This is a genomic window from Verrucomicrobiota bacterium (assembly GCA_016871535.1).
GTDB lineage: Bacteria > Verrucomicrobiota > Verrucomicrobiia > Limisphaerales > SIBE01 > VHCZ01.
The window spans coordinates 1-16623 of the sequence record VHCZ01000136.1 but is presented as its reverse complement, the minus strand read 5'-3'; the positions used below and the strand labels follow the sequence as shown (position 1 = coordinate 16623).

16 protein-coding genes are annotated in these 16623 nt (G+C 60.3%); 6 read left to right on the top strand and 10 right to left on the bottom strand.

The features are described 5' to 3' along the window. Positions 1–225: 225 nt before the first annotated feature. Positions 226–1476, bottom strand: coding sequence for a polyvinylalcohol dehydrogenase (locus tag FJ398_17030; GenBank protein ID MBM3839636.1), 1251 nt, complete (start codon positions 1474–1476; stop codon positions 226–228). Positions 1477–1602: 126 nt separating this feature from the next. Continuing rightward, complete coding sequence (locus FJ398_17025; protein ID MBM3839635.1) at positions 1603–1908, bottom strand: hypothetical protein; 306 nt, start codon at positions 1906–1908, stop codon at positions 1603–1605. Positions 1909–2291: 383 nt separating this feature from the next. On the opposite strand from FJ398_17025, the gene FJ398_17020 reads away from it, so the two are divergent. The 4 genes from FJ398_17020 to FJ398_17005 all read left to right on the top strand — a co-directional run bounded on the left by FJ398_17020 (position 2292) and on the right by FJ398_17005 (position 6712). Continuing rightward, positions 2292–3764 carry a hypothetical protein gene (locus FJ398_17020; GenBank protein ID MBM3839634.1) on the top strand — a complete coding sequence of 491 codons (1473 nt, stop codon included), beginning with the start codon at positions 2292–2294 and terminating at the stop codon, positions 3762–3764. Continuing rightward, entirely contained in the window at positions 3740–3973 is a 234-nt protein-coding gene (locus FJ398_17015) for a hypothetical protein (protein ID MBM3839633.1), read from the top strand. Before FJ398_17020 ends, FJ398_17015 begins: the two co-directional genes overlap by 25 nt. 20 nt (positions 3974–3993) lie before the next feature. After that, the gene (locus FJ398_17010; GenBank protein ID MBM3839632.1) at positions 3994–5538 is read left to right on the top strand and encodes a sugar ABC transporter ATP-binding protein; all 1545 of its coding nucleotides are present in this window, start codon (positions 3994–3996) and stop codon (positions 5536–5538) included. 169 nt (positions 5539–5707) lie between these two features. Further along, the gene (locus tag FJ398_17005) at positions 5708–6712 is read left to right on the top strand and encodes an ABC transporter permease (protein ID MBM3839631.1); all 1005 of its coding nucleotides are present in this window, start codon (positions 5708–5710) and stop codon (positions 6710–6712) included. A gap of 485 nt (positions 6713–7197) precedes the next feature. On the opposite strand, the gene FJ398_17000 is transcribed toward FJ398_17005, so the two are convergent. Further along, a complete protein-coding gene (locus FJ398_17000) occupies positions 7198–7608 on the bottom strand; it encodes a VOC family protein (protein MBM3839630.1) in 411 nt (136 codons plus the stop codon). 82 nt (positions 7609–7690) lie between these two features. On the opposite strand from FJ398_17000, the gene FJ398_16995 reads away from it, so the two are divergent. Continuing rightward, positions 7691–8911, top strand: coding sequence for a hypothetical protein (locus FJ398_16995; GenBank protein ID MBM3839629.1), 1221 nt, complete (start codon positions 7691–7693; stop codon positions 8909–8911). 77 nt (positions 8912–8988) lie between these two features. Here FJ398_16995 and FJ398_16990 read toward each other — a convergent pair whose 3' ends face one another. The 5 genes from FJ398_16990 to FJ398_16970 all read right to left on the bottom strand — a co-directional run bounded on the left by FJ398_16990 (position 8989) and on the right by FJ398_16970 (position 11898). Then, on the bottom strand, positions 8989–9354 hold the full coding sequence (locus FJ398_16990) for a hypothetical protein (GenBank protein ID MBM3839628.1): 366 nt from the start codon (positions 9352–9354) through the stop codon (positions 8989–8991). Positions 9355–9841: 487 nt separating this feature from the next. Continuing rightward, a complete protein-coding gene (locus FJ398_16985) occupies positions 9842–10576 on the bottom strand; it encodes a hypothetical protein (protein ID MBM3839627.1) in 735 nt (244 codons plus the stop codon). Beyond that, positions 10506–10931 (bottom strand): hypothetical protein, encoded by a 426-nt coding sequence (locus FJ398_16980; protein ID MBM3839626.1) that lies wholly within the window; start codon positions 10929–10931, stop codon positions 10506–10508. Before FJ398_16980 ends, FJ398_16985 begins: the two co-directional genes overlap by 71 nt. After that, entirely contained in the window at positions 10928–11185 is a 258-nt protein-coding gene (locus FJ398_16975; GenBank protein ID MBM3839625.1) for a hypothetical protein, read from the bottom strand. The genes FJ398_16980 and FJ398_16975 overlap by 4 nt, the downstream gene beginning before the upstream one ends. Beyond that, positions 11128–11898, bottom strand: a complete 771-nt coding sequence (locus FJ398_16970; protein MBM3839624.1) for a hypothetical protein — start codon at positions 11896–11898, stop codon at positions 11128–11130. The genes FJ398_16975 and FJ398_16970 overlap by 58 nt, the downstream gene beginning before the upstream one ends. A gap of 206 nt (positions 11899–12104) precedes the next feature. Between FJ398_16970 and FJ398_16965 the strand changes: the two genes are divergently transcribed. Next, a complete protein-coding gene (locus tag FJ398_16965) occupies positions 12105–12335 on the top strand; it encodes a hypothetical protein (protein ID MBM3839623.1) in 231 nt (76 codons plus the stop codon). A gap of 277 nt (positions 12336–12612) precedes the next feature. Here the strand turns inward: FJ398_16965 and FJ398_16960 are convergent, their stop codons facing one another. Together FJ398_16960 and FJ398_16955 are read right to left on the bottom strand one after the other, a co-directional pair. Continuing rightward, complete coding sequence (locus FJ398_16960; GenBank protein MBM3839622.1) at positions 12613–15414, bottom strand: hypothetical protein; 2802 nt, start codon at positions 15412–15414, stop codon at positions 12613–12615. 125 nt (positions 15415–15539) lie between these two features. After that, on the bottom strand, positions 15540–16571 hold the full coding sequence (locus tag FJ398_16955; GenBank protein MBM3839621.1) for a hypothetical protein: 1032 nt from the start codon (positions 16569–16571) through the stop codon (positions 15540–15542). Between the last annotated feature and the right edge of the window lie 52 nt (positions 16572–16623).

Sequence of the window (16623 nt, the reverse complement as noted above, 5' to 3'; positions counted from 1 at the left end):
CTTGCAGGAACGCTTGCGTGAACTGAGCCTTGCAAATAAGGAGCGCTTGATCCCAGCAAGACCCCCTGCCAGTCGCAAGAAAACCGCTCGCGAATAAGCCTATTTCGCAACAGGCTATAGTTAGTTAAAAGGTGGGGCGAGGCTTCTGCCGAGCCAATGCCATCGAAGAAAAGCTCCGCAGGAGCGTCGCTCCACCGTCGCGAACTGCTTCGTCAACGGCCCCGGCTACCGGGCCGCTATGTCGTAGGCCAGGAGAATGTCCTGGTCCCGGAGATAAAGCCTGCCATTGGCAATCACCGGGTGCGGCCAACTATTATGGTTGCTCCGATTGGGCTGGTCGAAGCGGCTGTTTTCTTTGTAGCCGGAAGGCGTAGCCTGGGCCAACGCCACCGTTCCTTTGCCGCTTTCACTCCGCAGGTAGAGCAGGCCGTCCGCGCACGCGATCGCGCCTTTTCCGAGGCTTTTGTCGCTCCAGACCATCTCGCCCGTTTTGAGATTCTGACACACCCAGCCTTTGCCCTCGGAATGGCCGTACACGAAATCGCCGAGGCGCACGACGCCGCCGTGATGATTGGCCATGGTTCGGTTGGCATACACCTGGGTCGCGCTAAACGCGTTGTCCGAGGGCGTGATTTTGAAAGCGTGGCAACCGGTGCCGTAGGAGGACGTGACGTACGCGAATCCGTCATGGAAAATCGGCGTCGCCACCACCGCGGTCGATCCTCGGCGCGGTCCGCGCCAAAGCAGGTCGCCGTTTTCCGCCGCCAGACCGGCCACGCTCGCGTCCGTCAACACGACGTATTGTTTGCGTCCCCCAAACTCCGCCGGAACGAGCGACGCATAGGCCCCGGCGTCCGTCAAAGCTTGGCTGCGCCAGACGACCTCGCCCGTGGTCTTGTTCAGAGCCAGGACGGTTCCCCTGGATCCGCCCGGCGTGCAAATCACTTTGTCGCCATCGACCAGCGGCGACTCGGAATAGCCCCAACCCGACATGAGTTTGCCGCCAAAATCTTTCGTCAGACTCTTGCGCCATTTCTCCCGGCCGCTGGCGGTCTCCAGACATACCAGGTCCCCGAATTGGCCGAGCGCTAAGACGAGGTCGCCATCGACCGTCGGCGTGGCCCGCGGTCCGGGATAGCCGCCCGGATCTCCGGGCCTTCCGACTTTGGCGGACCAAAAAAGTTTTCCGTCCCTCTCGTTCAAAGCGTGAACGAAACTGGAATCAGGGCCGTCCCCCATGGTGAAAATCTTGCCTTTCGCCACCGAAACGCCGGAGAAACCCGCGCCCAGGCCTGTCGTTTTCCAGGACAGCGGCGGGCCGCCGGAAGGCCATTTCTTCAGCAGACCTGTATCGGCGGAGATCCCATCTCGGTTTGGCCCGCGCCATTGAGGCCAGTCGTTGGCCTGGATGAAAACCGACGCGGCGAGGAACCAGGCTGCGCAGGAAAAGCAAGCGGTCGCGGATGAACGTCTCATATTGGAATTGGAATTGAAACCTGGACTTAAAGTGTTTTCGGCGGCCAATGTAAAGTCCGCTCGCCCAAATTCCAGCAATTCAGCCGGCGAACTCGATTCCTTCGACGTTCCGCCGCAACCGGGGATTCAATCGGATTGGACCGGCGAATCCGACGGCTTCGGCAGCATGAATTTCCCTTGATGCAAGTAAGGTGAACGCCCCGCATGCACAGGCCGCGCCGTTTCCAATGGCGCACCCAAATCGCCGATCTCGAAAATCGTGAACGATCCCTGCCACTGGAGCGCATATTCCAACACCAGGTTGCGGCCGGCGACGGAAAACGACAATCGCGGCGGCGACTCGGCCTCGACCAACTCCTCCAGTTTGTTGTTGCCGCCGGACTGCGCGGCAGCCCATCGAACGCCAGCCAGCGCGACCGCGCACGCGAGCACAATCCTTCGATTTCTGTAAAAGAATTGAAAGGCACTCCAACGATTTGATCTTAACACTCCAACCCGAAAGCAAGTCTTCATGCAATTCATGTTTGCAAGTTCCGTTCCGCCTTCGATGACTCCGTGTGTGAAGAAACGGTTACTCACATTCGCCTCCCTGGATTTGCCCTTCGTTGATCGAGGTCAATTCTCCTTAGGGTCCGTGCAAAAAAAGTCCGAAGTTATTTTTGCACGGACCCTAAGGGAACGGGATCTAGATATGGGAAGTGTTGATCCTGGATCATCATCCCGGATACATTAGCGGCACGGAATAGCTGGAGAATCGACGGCCGATGGCTGAGTGGTCATGGACATAAATACGATGACGTTCGCCGCAAAAGATCATGAACATGCTTCGCGTTCCCACTCCGACGAGCCGCTGTAACTTTGGGCTGGCCAGGTGTGACATCACGCCGCCGGTCGGCATTTATCATCGCTTCTGGGGGGCTGCTACTCACGACCGCGCCACGGGTGTCCATCGTCCGCTCACGGCGACCGTGGTGATTTTTGAACCGCCCACTGAAAGCGGAGCGGAGTCCGCAGGCCAGGGCGTCGTTGTCATCGCGCTGGATCATTGCTTGTTCTGGCCGGCGGAAATGCAGCAAGTTCTTCAACAGACCAGCGACTTGATCGGGATTGAACGATCCAGAATCGTGTTTGCCTTCTCGCACACCCACGCCGCGGCCAACACAAGCTATGATCGGGTCGGTCTGCCAGGCGGCGATTTGATTCCGCCTTACATGGCGGCGTTGCCGGCCAAGCTCGCGGAGACGTACCAGGAAGCGCGCCGCTCCCTGCAGCCTGCGGTTTTCACTTACGGTAGCGCTCCGTGTCGCATGGGACACAACCGCGACTTTTGGGACGCGCAGATCGGGAAGTTTGCCTGCGGATTCAACCCCGACGAAACGACTGATCTCGAAGCAGGCGTCGTGCGCGTGACCAACAAAAGGGGCAAGACAATCGCGACGTTCGTCAACTACCCGTGCCATCCAACGACGCTCGCGTGGGAGAACACGTTGATCAGCCCGGATTACGTCGGGGCGTTGCGCGCGACGGTGGAAAAGGCGACGAAAGCGCCGTGCGTCTTTCTGCTGGCGCCGTGCGGCGACATCGGTCCGCGCGTGGGCTATGTGGGAGATCCGTCGGTCGCGGACCAGAATGGCCGGCAGGTGGCCTATGCGGCGTTGAGCGCTTTGGAAGAGCTCCCGCCGGCCGGGTGCGACTTGATCTATCGTGGGGCGGTCGTTTCCGGCGCGACCCTTGGTGATTGGCGGTACAGTCGGGCCACAAGCGGCGAGTGGCCTGCTCGGTGGTCGCAGTTTCAGTTCCGCCATTGGCAGGTCCCTATTCCATATCGCCGCGACTTGCCTGCGGTTCAAACTGTGCAGGAGGAAATGCAGAAATTCTGCGCCGAGGAAACCGCCGCGCGGGCGGCGGGCAATGAGGAGGCAGCACGGGAGGCGCGTGCCATGGTCGAACGGAAGCAACGCTGGTTGACACTCTTCGCGCATTTACCAAAAGGCCCGGCGTATCCCCTGAGTCTCTGGGCCTGGCGGATGGGGGACGCGGTGTGGCTGGCGATCATCGGCGAGCCGTATCACTGGCTGCAGGCCGAATTGCAGCGGCGCTTTGCGAACACTCCGCTGATTTTCGCCGCGATTGCCAACGGCTGGGCGTCGTACCTCCCGGAGAAATCCGATTACGGAAAATCGCTTTACCAGGTGGAAGTGGCACTCATGGAGCCCGGCTGTTTGGAAACGGTGGCCGAGGAACTCAGCGCTCAAATCAGCCGATGGATGACGGACGTAATGGCATGAAGAACGCGGCGCTTTCCCATGAACCAGACGGTAGGGCGAGCCTGTCCCCAGCGAGCCGAATCTTACGTGTTCCAGGCACGTCGAGCGGCTCGCCGGGACGGACTCGCCCTACCGGGCTCATGGGGCGAGAGCAGGGTAATCAGTACAGGGAAGCCTTCCATGAACTGCTAGGGACGCGTTCCACCGCTTCATGTCCGAAGCGCGGATGAGTCGGGGGGGGCAGAGTGTTATGAGCAATGGCACTTCGGCCTCTCTCCTGGTCATGCGCGGAATCCACAAACGCTTTCCGGGCGTGCAGGCGCTCAAGGGAGTGGACTTGGAGGTCCGGGCTGGAGAGGTCCAGGCGCTGGTTGGCGAAAATGGCGCCGGCAAAAGCACTCTCATGCACATTCTGGCCGGCGTCTATCAGGCCGACGAAGGCACGATTGAAATTCAGGGGCGCGCGAATGTGGTCATCGCTGACGAACAGGCGGCGCAGCGGATGGGCATCGCCATTGTGTTTCAAGAGCGGAGCCTCTTCGCGCCGCTCAGCGTCGCGGAGAATGTTTTCGCCGGCCGGCAACCGGTCAATCGTTGGGGCCGGATTGATCGCCGGAACCTGCACAATCAAGCTCGGGCCTGGCTCGACCGCGTGTCGTTGGCGGTGGAACCGGATGTTCCGGTCGATCTCCTTTCGCCCGCGCAACAGCAATTGGTCGAGGTCGCCAAAGCGCTTTCCGTGGGGGCGAGATTGATCATCTTTGACGAGCCGACGGCCCCGCTGACCGAAACGGAGACGAGCGCATTGTTTCGTGTGATTGCGCAGCTCAAGAGCGAAGCTGTGGGCATCATCTGCATCTCGCATCGGTTGGAGGAAATTTTCCAAATCGCGGATCGCGTCACGGTGTTGAAGGACGGCGCCGGGCAGGGAACGTTCGCGGTTCCCGAGACCCATCCTGGCGAGTTGATTGCCAGAATGGTGGGACGCGACTTGTCGCTACATCAGCGCCAAAACCACGTCGGGCCGCATACCAGCCCGGTCCGCTTGGAGGTCGTCTCGTTGTGCGACGCGGAAGAATTCCGCGGATCGCGCCCGTATTTGCAGGACATTTCATTTCGGGTTCGGAGCGGTGAAATTCTGGTGCTGGCTGGTCTGGCCGGCGCGGGCCGAACGGAGCTGGCGCTTTCCTTGTTCGGCGCGCGAGCGAGAGCGTCCGGAGAAATTCGTGTCGATGGTGAATGCGTGAAGCTCGAGTCGCCCGCTGAGGCGATTGCCGCCGGACTGGGCTACGCTTCAGAGGATCGCAAGGACGGCGGTTTGTTCCTGGACCGCGCCATCGTCCAGAACATCGTGGCAGCTCGACTGCAGGACTTTGGGACCTGGTGGTTCAACGATCACCAAGGAGCCACGGTGGCGGAGGAATTTCGGCGAACCTTGCGCGTGGCCTGCCGGGATGTGAACCAGCCCGTTCAGGAACTCAGCGGCGGCAACCAGCAAAAAATCGTCCTGGCCAAATGGCTGTTGGCGAATCCGAAGGTGTTGATCGTCGATGAGCCGACTCGCGGCATCGACGTCGGCGCCAAATCTGAGGTCCACGGTGTGTTGCGGGAACTGGCGCGCCAGGGCACGGCCGTGATCGTCATCTCGTCGGATTTGCCGGAAGTCCTGGCGGTGGCGGACCGCGTTTTGGTAATGCGCGACGGACGCATCGTCGGCGAGCTCGCTGGCGAGGAAGCCTCGGAAGAAAAAGTGCTCCGTTGCGCAACGATCGCGAACGGCGCTCCTAGATCATGAACCAACGGCAGACATTATGGAAAGCTTCCAGGCCCAAAGGTGTGCATGAGGACCATGAACGGTAGGGCGAGCCTGTCCTCAGCAAGCCGACGGAAGGTGCTCGAGTGAAGTCCGACTCGCCGAGGACGGCTCGCCCTACCTTCTGGATCATGGAAAGAAAGAGCCTCAAATGACTGAAGCACGATCAACAGAGGCCGCGTCCGATGCAGTCCAATCAGCGCCGGCCAGACGTCTGTTTCGCCGACAAATTTGGTCGCGCGAGTTCGCTCTGGCCATCCTGTGCCTGCTGATTATCGGGCTGTTTTCGATCCTGTTCCCTGTGTCTTTCCGGTCCGCTGCGAACTTCTCCGCGATACTTCGGAATCTCGCTTTTGAGGGCATTCTTGCCATTGGCATGATGATCATGATGGTTGGCGGTGTGTTCGATTTGTCCGTGGGGGCAATGGCGTCGCTAGCGGGCGTGATCACCGGCTGGCTGATGAAAGGGGCCGGCGTTCCAGTGCCGCTCGCGGTGCTGGGCGGCCTGGCCGCGGCGGCGCTCGGCGGATTCATTAGCGGCTTCATTGTGGCAAAAGTGCGTGTCAACGCATTGATCACGACCCTCGGGACGATGGGAGTTTTTCAAGGGCTGGCGCTGTTGATCGGCGGGCCAGGGATTACTTTTCTTCCGGACTCCTTCACAAGATTTGGCCAGGCCGAACTCATCGGATTGCAGGCGCCGGTCTGGTTGATGATCGCGCTGGCGCTGCTGGCGCATTACGCTTTGGCCCACACGCGATTCTTCCGCCAGTATTATTATATCGGGAGCAACGCCAAAGCGGCGCATTTGTCCGGCATCCATGTGGAGCGGCTGCAAATCATTTCGTTCACGCTCATGGGACTGATCGCCGGGCTCGCCGGCGTAGTCTATGCCTCGCGCATCGCCACCGCCAGCTCCACGGTTGGCGTGGGGGCGGAATTGCAGGCGATTATGGCGGTGATTCTCGGCGGCGCCAGTTTGACCGGTGGCAAGGGCACGATTGGGGGAGCCATGATCGGCGTGTTCTTTATGGCCCTGATGAAGAACGTGCTGATCATTTCGCGAGTCTCCTCCGAATGGCAAGGGATCATTCTCGGCGCAGTGCTGGTTCTGGCCGTGGCCCTGGATTCGATGATGCGTCGAAGGAAACTATGAGGCGGACGGGAGGGAGTGTTGGAGCAATGGAGTAGGGAAGTGGTGGTGTGCGATTAAAAGCGCCGGGCAGTCGCGATTCGATTGGCTCCCCTCTCTCCCCGCGAGGAACGAGTGGGGAGAAAGCTGGAGAGAGGGGTTTCTTGGAAAACCGAAATCGGACGCACCTCCGCTCCCCAACCCTCTCCTCCCTTCGGAAAGAGAGGGAGAAGACTTCGCTGACCGACAGTTTGAATCGCACCAGGAGTGCTGAGACGCAGGTGCATTACTCCAATGCTCCAATACTCCAACACTCGCAGTCCCCTACTCCCAAACTCCATTTCCCCATCCCTGGCAAAAAATGGCCGGCCTTTGCGCCAAATGTCGTCCACAGACTAAAGATGTCGCTCCAGGACTACGGATTGAAATTGCCTCTCCCGTGCAGGATAGGAGAATGAGGGCGTTAAGAGGTGGGGGCGGGGCCCCGGCCCAAATTAGAGTGAAATCCCTCAGTATCCGGCTTCCGGCCCGGTGCGCTTCGGCGGTTGAATCAACTCGATCTCGTAACCTTCGGGCGCATCGACAAACGCAAATCCCCCGCCGTTCTCCTTGTAGTGAGGGCCGTCCGAATACCGATAACCCAGCGAGGCCAGGTGTTTGCCGAAGTCATCCAGGCTGTCCACTTCGAAGGCCAGGTGAGTGAGATCAGCCTGGACTTGCACCGAGCCGCTCGCGGGAAAATAGCAAATCTCGATGAGTTCCTCGCTTTCGGGCGCCTTCAGGAAAACCAGTTCAGAACCCCGGGGTGATTTGTGGCGGCGCGTCTCCTGTAATCCGAGCACGTCGCGATAGAACTTCAGGGTTTGTTCCAGATCATTGACCCGATAACGCGTGTGGAGCAATTTGCGCACAGTTTTCACGCCGCGATCATACTGAAGGCCGCGACCTGACCAAGAAGGAAATCAACTTGCTGGGTCGCGGCGCATTTCTATAATTCGGCGCGTGACGTTCAGAGGATACTGGTTCTGGTTTCTCCTCGGTGCGGTTCTCCCCGTTTCGGTCTGCGGTCAAATTGACCCTATTGAGCGGCGTTTGGTTCAGATGGGCTACAATCAGCCGGTCGAAGGCCGCGGCCCCATCGCTGCCTACGGATTCTATTACTACAACAAACCGGGCTTCCTGTCCTCCAACCTCACACTGCGACTGGCCCTGGCTCCGATCTACCTGGACAGCGATCTGGGTTTCAAGGGACTGCTCGGTCCTCACAGCGATGTGTCCTTGGGGCTTTCCGGCGGAGGTTTCGCGGATACCTACTCCGAAATTCGAGACGGCACGTATCGCCGGCAAGAGTCGTTCACCGGCCATGGAGGCGAACTTTCTTCGAGCCTTTATCAGCGCCTGAATCCGAATCAAACGGTGCCGCTTTGGGTCGTGGTGCGCGGGAGCGTCCATGAATCCTTTTACAAACGGGACAGCGATACCGCCCTGGAATTTGAGCCGCCGAATGACGGCACCACGTTGAAGGTGCGGACGGGGCTTCGCTTTGGCGGCGAAGAGCCAAGTTTGACCGAGCCCGTCGGAATGGAATTGTCGCTCTGGCATGAAACGCATTGGCGCACGGACCGAGGTCCTTACGGTTTTGCCGGAGATCGCCTGACCGAAGCGCGGTCGCACCTCTTTTGGGGACGCGGCCTCATGCGTTATACCTCGCTCCAGTCGGAACAGCTTTTTGAGCTGAGCCTGACGGCGGGGACGGTCGTGGAACCGGATCGTTTCAGCGCGTTTCGTCTGGGCGGCCTCCTCCCTTTTGCTTCGGAATTCTCGTTGAACATTCCGGGCTATTACTTCCAGGAGCTTTCTGCGACGCATTTCGCTCTGGTCAACGGCGAATACTCATTTCCGTTCGTGCCCGGCAAAAACTGGCGGATGACCGTTTTTGGCGCGACAGGCCACGTGGATTCGCTCTCCGGACTGGAACAGTCCCGGCATTGGCACAGCGGAGTAGGCGGCGGGTTGATGTTCATTTCGCCTTCCGGTTCCTGGTTTGCGTCGCTGGTTTACGGCTACGGATTTCAGGCGCTCCGGGATGGCGAACGCGGCGCCAATCAGGTCGCTGTTCTCTTCCAGTACGATTTCGAAGCCAAACGCCGCGGCAAGTTCCGTTGGTTCATCCCGGGCAGCGACCCTTATCGCTCCCGCGCGGGCGAGCGCATCTTCCGCTGATCACCTCGCCTCAGACGGCCTGGCAGGCTTGCAGTCGTTTCGATAACAGGGCGCGCTCCGACTTCAGATCGGTCATTTCAATGGCTCTGCGGAGATGGCCTGCCGCGGCGTCGAAATTCTTCAACTGCGTCTCGAACTCCGCCAGCACCGCGTAGAAGAGATAATACGATTCGAGCGCGTGCGTGGCGGAAGCTTTCGATCGCCTCGATCCCCGCGCGTGGCCCGCAAACCTGTGCCAGCGCCACCGCTCGGTTCAGCGCGACGACCGGCGAATTGTCGATCTCCACGAGGCGATCGTAAAGCGCCAGGATTTGCCGCCAATCCGTTGACCGGTAATCCTTCGCCGTGCAATGAATGGCTGCAATGCCAGCCTGGAGGTGGTAGGCGGTGATGTCGTTTCCCGCGGCGGACTTCGCCAGGTGGAACATCCCGCGTCGAATCATCGACGGGTCCCAGCGCGAGCGGTCCTGTTCCTCCAGCCGCAGAATATTGCCCTCGGCGTCCGTCCGCGCGGACCAGGCGCTCGCCGCGCAATTCTCCCCGTGAACCAGACGGTAGGGCGAGCCTGTCCCCAGCGAGCCGAGTCAGACGTGTTCCAGGCACGTCACCGGAGCGCCGGTCTCCGACCCGGCGCGATGACAAGGCGTCGCCGCAGTGCGCCGGGTCGGAGACCGGCGCTCCGCATGCCAGGTTCAGGGGCCATGTGCTTGGTTCTGAAACCAAGGGAACCTCCCATGAATCGGCGTTGGTTTGTAGTCGCGCCTTTGGCCGCGATCAAGACCGCCGACCCTCAAGCGCTCGTGAGCGTCGGACTAATCCAATGGTCGGTGCCGTCGCTGCTGCCGCGCGTCGAACATTACTCGGGTTTCCGGCCCGAACGTCAGGCATGCTGGCTCGATTTTCTGGAGATAAATTTCTTCGAGAGAGATACTATCGCGCCTGGAATTCACGCCCCGGATACCAGAGCGATTTCCAATAGCTTTGTTCGACGGCATACACATCCAGCCGTTCGTTCGGCTCGCAAGTGGCCGGCAAAATTCCGTAGCGTTTCATTTCCCGGACCCAATCCGCGCGCGGGCGAAACTCCGTCATGTCGAACCGCGTGCTGTCGCGTTCGAGGAATTCTTTGCCCGCCACGATCATGGCCAGAATCTTTTGATAGCCCGGGTCGGTCGTGTCCGTGAAAACAGCGCACGATTCGCGGTCCTTGCTTTGAAGCGGCGCTTCTTTTGTCGTTCCTTCAGATCCTTTCGCCTGACACAATCCCCACCCTCCGGCACTCGGAGCGAGCGGCGCCAGGAGCATGAGAGATTTTTCAGGACGGGACAGGTTGAAAACAACGTGCCGGCTCGTGAGCAAGCGCGGATCATCCAGGCTCGGTTGCCAGAAGGAAACGCCGCGTTCGTCCGCCAGGCTTTGCGGGAGCAGCCGCGAAGGTTTGTCGTGGCACGCGACGCAACGTTCGCGAATCACCGCCGAGGCGGCCTGCGTAGCCGGCCAGTTCAACCCCGTATTGATCTGATTGTTCTCGGCGTAATTTCCAATCATGCCGCAGCCCAGCGCGGCATACGTGCCGGGGTAGGCGGCGCCGGAATCAATCCAGAGACGCAGCAATTTCTTCTGCTGCGGCGTGGCTTTGACGTCGTAATGCGCGCCGTCGAGCATGGAGAGCAGTTTGCTGGCGGAGGAACCGAGCGTGCGCGGATCGTAGTTGCTCTTCGGCTCGTTGCGTCCATCCGAAAACAGCCGCGCGATGGGCCGCCATGAAGCAGTCTTCACTGAAGGCCCAGGGATCGCGAAACTGCGGCGTGCGGCTGATCGCGCGGGCGAACTGTTTCGCATCGGAACCGCCGCGCGGATCGACCACGGTGATCGTGCCGTCGTGTTCGCGCTGGTCGTGGCCTGGACTGAAACTCGCCACAATTTTGTCGGACCCCGGAATGGATTTCGCATCGATCATCGTCGTGCCGGGGTGCATGTTGCCGTACCAGGTCATTTGCGAGGTGCCGTCCGGGTTCATGGCCCAGAGGTGTCGTGCTCGTTGTTGCTCGAAATCGCGCGGATGTTCGAGCCGTCCGGACCGCAGCGATGCAGGACGGCGACCTGCGTGAGCCAGCAATTGACCCAGCGCTTGCACCGGCTGCTCACGAACACGATGTCGCCATCGGGTAAATACGTCGGCTCAATATCGTCGAACGGGCCGTCGGTAAGTTGTTTCAACTGCGGAGTGCGGAATGCGGAGTGCGGAATTCCTTCGGATTGGCGATTGGCGATTGGCCCTTGGTTTCAGATCTCTGTGTCGGTGTCAGTCCGGTGTTGCGTTCCGCCTCACCCCGGCCCTCTCCCTGGGGGAGAGGGAGAATTGTTTCCCGTCGCGGAAGAAACGAGGGCAGATTGAAAGAATCTGGGTCGGTCGCCACGAAACCCTCTCCTTGGGGAGAGGGCAGGGTGAGGGGAACCGTGGCGATAGTTCCTCCACTGCTCGAGATTCGAGGGGCGCCAGCATCGCGAGAAATCGCACCGCCTGCGTTCGCCGCTTCAAGGTCGAGTTCGTACAGATGATAGTTGTCCGTGCCGCCTTTGCGGTAGCTGAACAGAATCTTCTTCCCGTCGTAACTGACCTGCGGATCGCGCACGCCGCCGCGAGAGTCGGCGAGCAGCGTCGTGAGTTGGCGTGTGACCAGATTCAACCGATACAGCCTGGCGCCTTCGGCGTAGGCTTTGCGGTTCGGGTCGTGCGCATAGTAACCAAAGTTGGCGTACCAGTGGCCGTCAGTCGGGTTCACGCCCCGCGCGGCGAAAACAATATTCTCCACACCGCGCATCGGACCGCGAAGAAACTCGGCGAGCAGGCCTTCTGAAGAAACGTTCTGTGGCGCTTTAGGTGGCCCTGAGTTGCTGGCTGCGTAAGTCGAGACGGCGAAAGAGGCGAGAGTGAGGAAAAGCGGCGTCGCAGCCGCGCGACAACATTGCGTGAGCGTCGGCATAAGCAAAGGTGGTTTCCGGTCCCCGCCATTTGACAACACTCATTCGCGGCGCGGTTTGATCTGAGTCAAGCGTCGGTGAATATCGAAGCCGAGGTTCGATGTTGAGCAGACTCCCGTGACGAGATTGACAGAATGGGCGACCGCCCGCCGCAAGTTGGTCCGTGAAACGGCTTCAATGGCAAAAGTCCTCATGAATGATTCCGCGCATGAAGACGACGACGATTGATTCGGAGCATCGTGCGACGATACCGGGATCCGTGCCTCACGAGAGATTCTGGATCATTGAGGAAGAAAACGGGTATCGTTTGCAGCGGCTTCCCAAGCCGGATAAGACCACAAAGTTGTCTCGAGAAGACGTCATTCGTGCTCTCCACTCCAGCAAGCTCACGTTCCCGCGCGACTGGGAAGAGATGCGCGCTGACACTCGCGAACCATGAAACTTCTGGACACCAACGTCACTGTTGGACCGATTTGAATGGCCAAGGTGGCTAATGAACGAGGATCAACGAGATCTGCGGCTCTTCGATCTCGAGCGTATTGGCCCGTTTCTGTACTGGCCACCAGCCAGGACACTGCTGAATGATTACGGGGCAAGCACGCCCCCCTCAAGCAGAACTGCGGTATTCGAAGAGATTTGGGCAAAGGATAACCTGGAGCGTGGGGTCGCTGCACCAGCTTGTTGAGCCATCGGTGCAATGCTACTTCAGGGAAGACCTAGAAGGACCGTTTCGACAATCCAGTTGGCACAACCTCACGGCAAGCGCCTCGGATCGGCTGCGCTCCAGGCATATCCACGCGTGGTGAAGCAAGAACCTGAACGCGCGCCACCTCAATGATCGCAAGCATCTTCTGGTAATGTGGATCGTTCGTAGAGGCAAATGTCAGGATCGGCTCGCCTTCCGGGTTCGGTAGAATCACTGGATGTTTCGGAAATTTTTCCGGCGGCAGGACGGCGTGGGCGTAGCCGTTCCAGAGCAGATGAATGCGTTGACGGCGCGGATCGACCGCCCGATCGCGACAAGAGCCCAGGCCAAATCCGTCGGCGTCCTTCGGCAGTGGCGCTCTCAGAATGCAGCTCAGCCTGGGTTCCTTGAGATTCAGCCAAGCGTTCTCGAAATAGGAGGGGCGTTGGCCATCGCCGTGACAGCGCAGGCAGCCCGCTTCCTTCATCTCCCCAATCACCGCATCCCTGATGCGGCCCCACTCTTTGATCGTGTAGCCGTGTTGCGTGTAATCCCAGGTGCCGTAGTAGAGGCCGTTCGAGTCGATCCAGGCCATCAGCAGGTCGCGTTCGGGACGCGTGAGATCGGGCAGCCGGCCCTCGTGACCGCGGACGAGCAAATCAGCCAGCGGCGCCGCGCCCGAACCGTGGCTTCGTGGCGGGAAGATTTGCGCCGACCACAGCGCGGTTCCGTTCATGCAATCGATCCCGGCGATCCAGTAGGCGATCAACTGCGTTTCGCGGCGGTTCGCAAGGTTTTCGTAGCTGATGTTGAAATGTTCGGTCCAGCCGCCGGAGAGGTCCATGCCGGCGGCGATGCCTTTCTCGCCGCCGTGGCAGCTCACGCAGCGTCGATCCAGAATCGGCTGAATCCGGCTTGGGTAATCGACTGAACCGCTGCCCCAGCTTTCCGGCTGCAAACGGCTCGGAGCGCGGTCCACCGGCAAGGTGGGTCCGTCCTGGCCAACTGATGAGTGCTTGGCTTCCAACTCGCTGAACCCACCCCTTGCCTCTCCCAGGAGGGAAGCTTCGTTTTCGGCGCCACTTTCAAGTTCTCCTCCTGGGAGGGGTGAAGGGGTGGGTTCGGGGAGAGCCTGCCTGGTTTCAGAACCATGCACTCGGCCCTTGAACCCGGTAGGGCGAGTCCGTCCCGGCGAGCCGCTCGACGTGCTTGGAACACGTCCGACTCGGCTCGCTGGGGACAGGCTCGCCCTACCTTCAGGTTTATGGGCAGGAAGAATGGCTGTGTTTGGCACTGCACTGGACTTGTGTTCGTGGCAGCCGATGCACGATCGAGTCGTGCCGGGCGCGGCTTGCACGAATGAGCGCATGCTCTGGACCAGCCGCCCTTCGCCATCCAGCGCCTGGAAGTACAGAGCACGACCCGCCGGGGCTTCGAAATACGCCGATCCGCTTTCATCCACGGGAACGACGCCAAGGTAATTCTTGGCGCTGAACGCGAGGGCCGCGCTGACGAGAAACGTTTGATTGTACGGATCGGGGGAACCCGGCGAGCCGCTGACGCGCGAAGTTTCCTCGAGGACGCGCAGCCACTTGACTTCGCCAGGATTCACACCCGACAGCCCCTGGTAAATGTCCTGCACGAAAAAGCGTCCGCTGCTCTGATGACGGTCCGTGGCGTCTACGAGCGCGGGAGGACGCGGCCGCGGCTTCACGAGCATCGGCGAGTGCAGGCAAGTTTCCGCATCGGACAGAAGGGTCTCGCGGCGTCCGGCGCGGTCCATCATTTCAATCACGTTCCGGGAATGGCCGGCAGGCCGGCCGCTGAACAGCACGACCTCGTCCGAGAGCGGCCACGGTTCGCAGGAGTTGCCGAGATCGAACGTCGGCTGCGTGGGATGCTCCAGGTTCGTAATGGCGCGCGGTTCATTCTTGCCCAGGCGCGGATCAATGAAGGCAATGGAACCACGCGGCGGGCCGTTATGCTTGGCAAATGTGCCGACGACCCAATGCGAGCCCGGCACCGGTCGCGCGTCCAGGATGGCTTCGGGAAAGACCATGTTGTTGGCGAACAGCGCCGTTTCCTGCGTGCCGTCCGGATTGATGGTCCACAGGGATTGGATCGTGAGCGCGTTTTTATCCACGTATTCCCAGCGGCCAAACAGGATTCGCCCATCGGCCAGCACCGCGGGATCGAACTCATTGACGTTGTTGACGGAGATGAGATGAATGTCCGAGCCATCCGGGTTCATGACATGAAGGATGGCCACGCCGGTATTGTTGCACGGGACCAACCCGTTCCGGCGCGTCGAAAGGAAGACAATCCGGCCATCGGGCAAATAGCCCGGCGCGATGTCGTGCTGCCCCTGGCCGGCGCCGCGGTAATCGGCGCAACCGGGCGAGGGATCGGTGACGCGCCGCAGATTCTTCCCATCGATGCCAATCTCGAAGATGCTCGTGCTGCCCTGCGGTTCGCCCTTGAAACAGAAGAGCAGCTTGGTCGCGTCCCACGAAAGCTCCGGATGGCTATAGACGCCAACGCCCAACGTCTGCGGCGTCGCGGGATCGATCACGGCGCGAATCGTCCACTCCGCGCGCGGCGCGGACGGGTTCTCCAGCACGTGAATGCCGCCGCCGCCCGGCGGCCATTTGTAGAACGTGTCGTAAATGTGGATGCCTGTGTAGGAGTGCCGCTTCACGAAGAGCAGCGGGGCGTCAATCCGCGTCCGCAGTTCGGGCTCGGCTGCCTGAGCAAATCGCGGCGCGCCGCAAACGCCGGCTGCAACTCCGGCGAATACGCACAGCAGGCTAATCCATATTTTCAGCTTGAACATGAGGCCGACAGGATTGGGTCGGTTGTCCGGCTGTAGCGCAGATTTGTAATCTGCCGTATCACAGAATTGGATTCTGCGGCGCGTCGGCCAGTTTGATGGCGTCGGCAGTACCGATGCCTTTCCGATTACAAATCTGCGCTACGAGTTTCGCGGTTTACAGCCAGGCAAGACTGGTCCGGCGCAATCGCGTCCAATTCAAGCTCAAACAGCAGGTCGTCCCGGCAGACATCAGCGCGCGTTGTCAGCATCGGCAGACTTTCCAATCCACGCTTTCGGCACCAGCGCTCAAAGAAAGGCCCATCGTTGGCGCGCTTGAGATAAGCGATGGCGCGGACGGTGTTCGAGAAATTCATGCCGCGCGATTCAAGAATCGCCTTTACCACGCGGAACGTCAGATCGATCTGACCGGACAAATCGCCGACGTGCGCCGTATGTCCGTCGGGCGTGATGCTCGCGGTTCCGGAGACAATCAAGCGCCGCAGATCCGGCGCCGTGATTTCCACGGCGCGGCTGAAAAAACTTCCATACGTGGGCGCCGGACATTGCAAGGGAGAGGGCGCCGCTGCCGCGCACACCGTTCCGTGCAACGGCTGCATGGCCCAGCTCCCTACCGTCAAAGCGGCGCCGTTGGGGTTGCGTCCTCCGATGCCTGTGCTGGCGGGCACCAACCCTTCCAGCAGTCGCCGCTGGACGTACACTTCGTTGCGAACCTCGTTGAACTCCCGATACCACGCGAGGATGCTGTCCAAGAAAAACCAGGTTCGCACCAGATGAGAAAGGTCCATTCCGATCTGAGCCAGGGCGATCTCTAATTGTTCGTAAGCCTGGCCAGTCTGGTAATCTCGAGACGCCAGACTGTCCCGTGGCAGGATGCCGCCCAGGAAACAATGCCGGGCCTCGCCGTCGTTGAAGACGCTCCCAACCACCTGATCTTGCAGGAAAATCGGCTCAACCTCGATCCCGCTGACTGCCAGCACCTGTATGCCGGCGATCGGTCGGCAAGTGCAGACGCCACCTTCGAGCCAGGTGATTGGCCAGTCCAGGCGCCCGAAGAGCCACCGCATCAGACTCAGTGTGCCCTTAGTGGTCCGTTTCGTAAATACGCTCACGTTCGTTGCGCCCAATTTGGCCTGGGGCAAGGCGCGACGAGCGAGCATCCCCCGCCAGTGGGGCTGTGACCGAGGAGCAACGCAGCCCCAGGCAAAATTC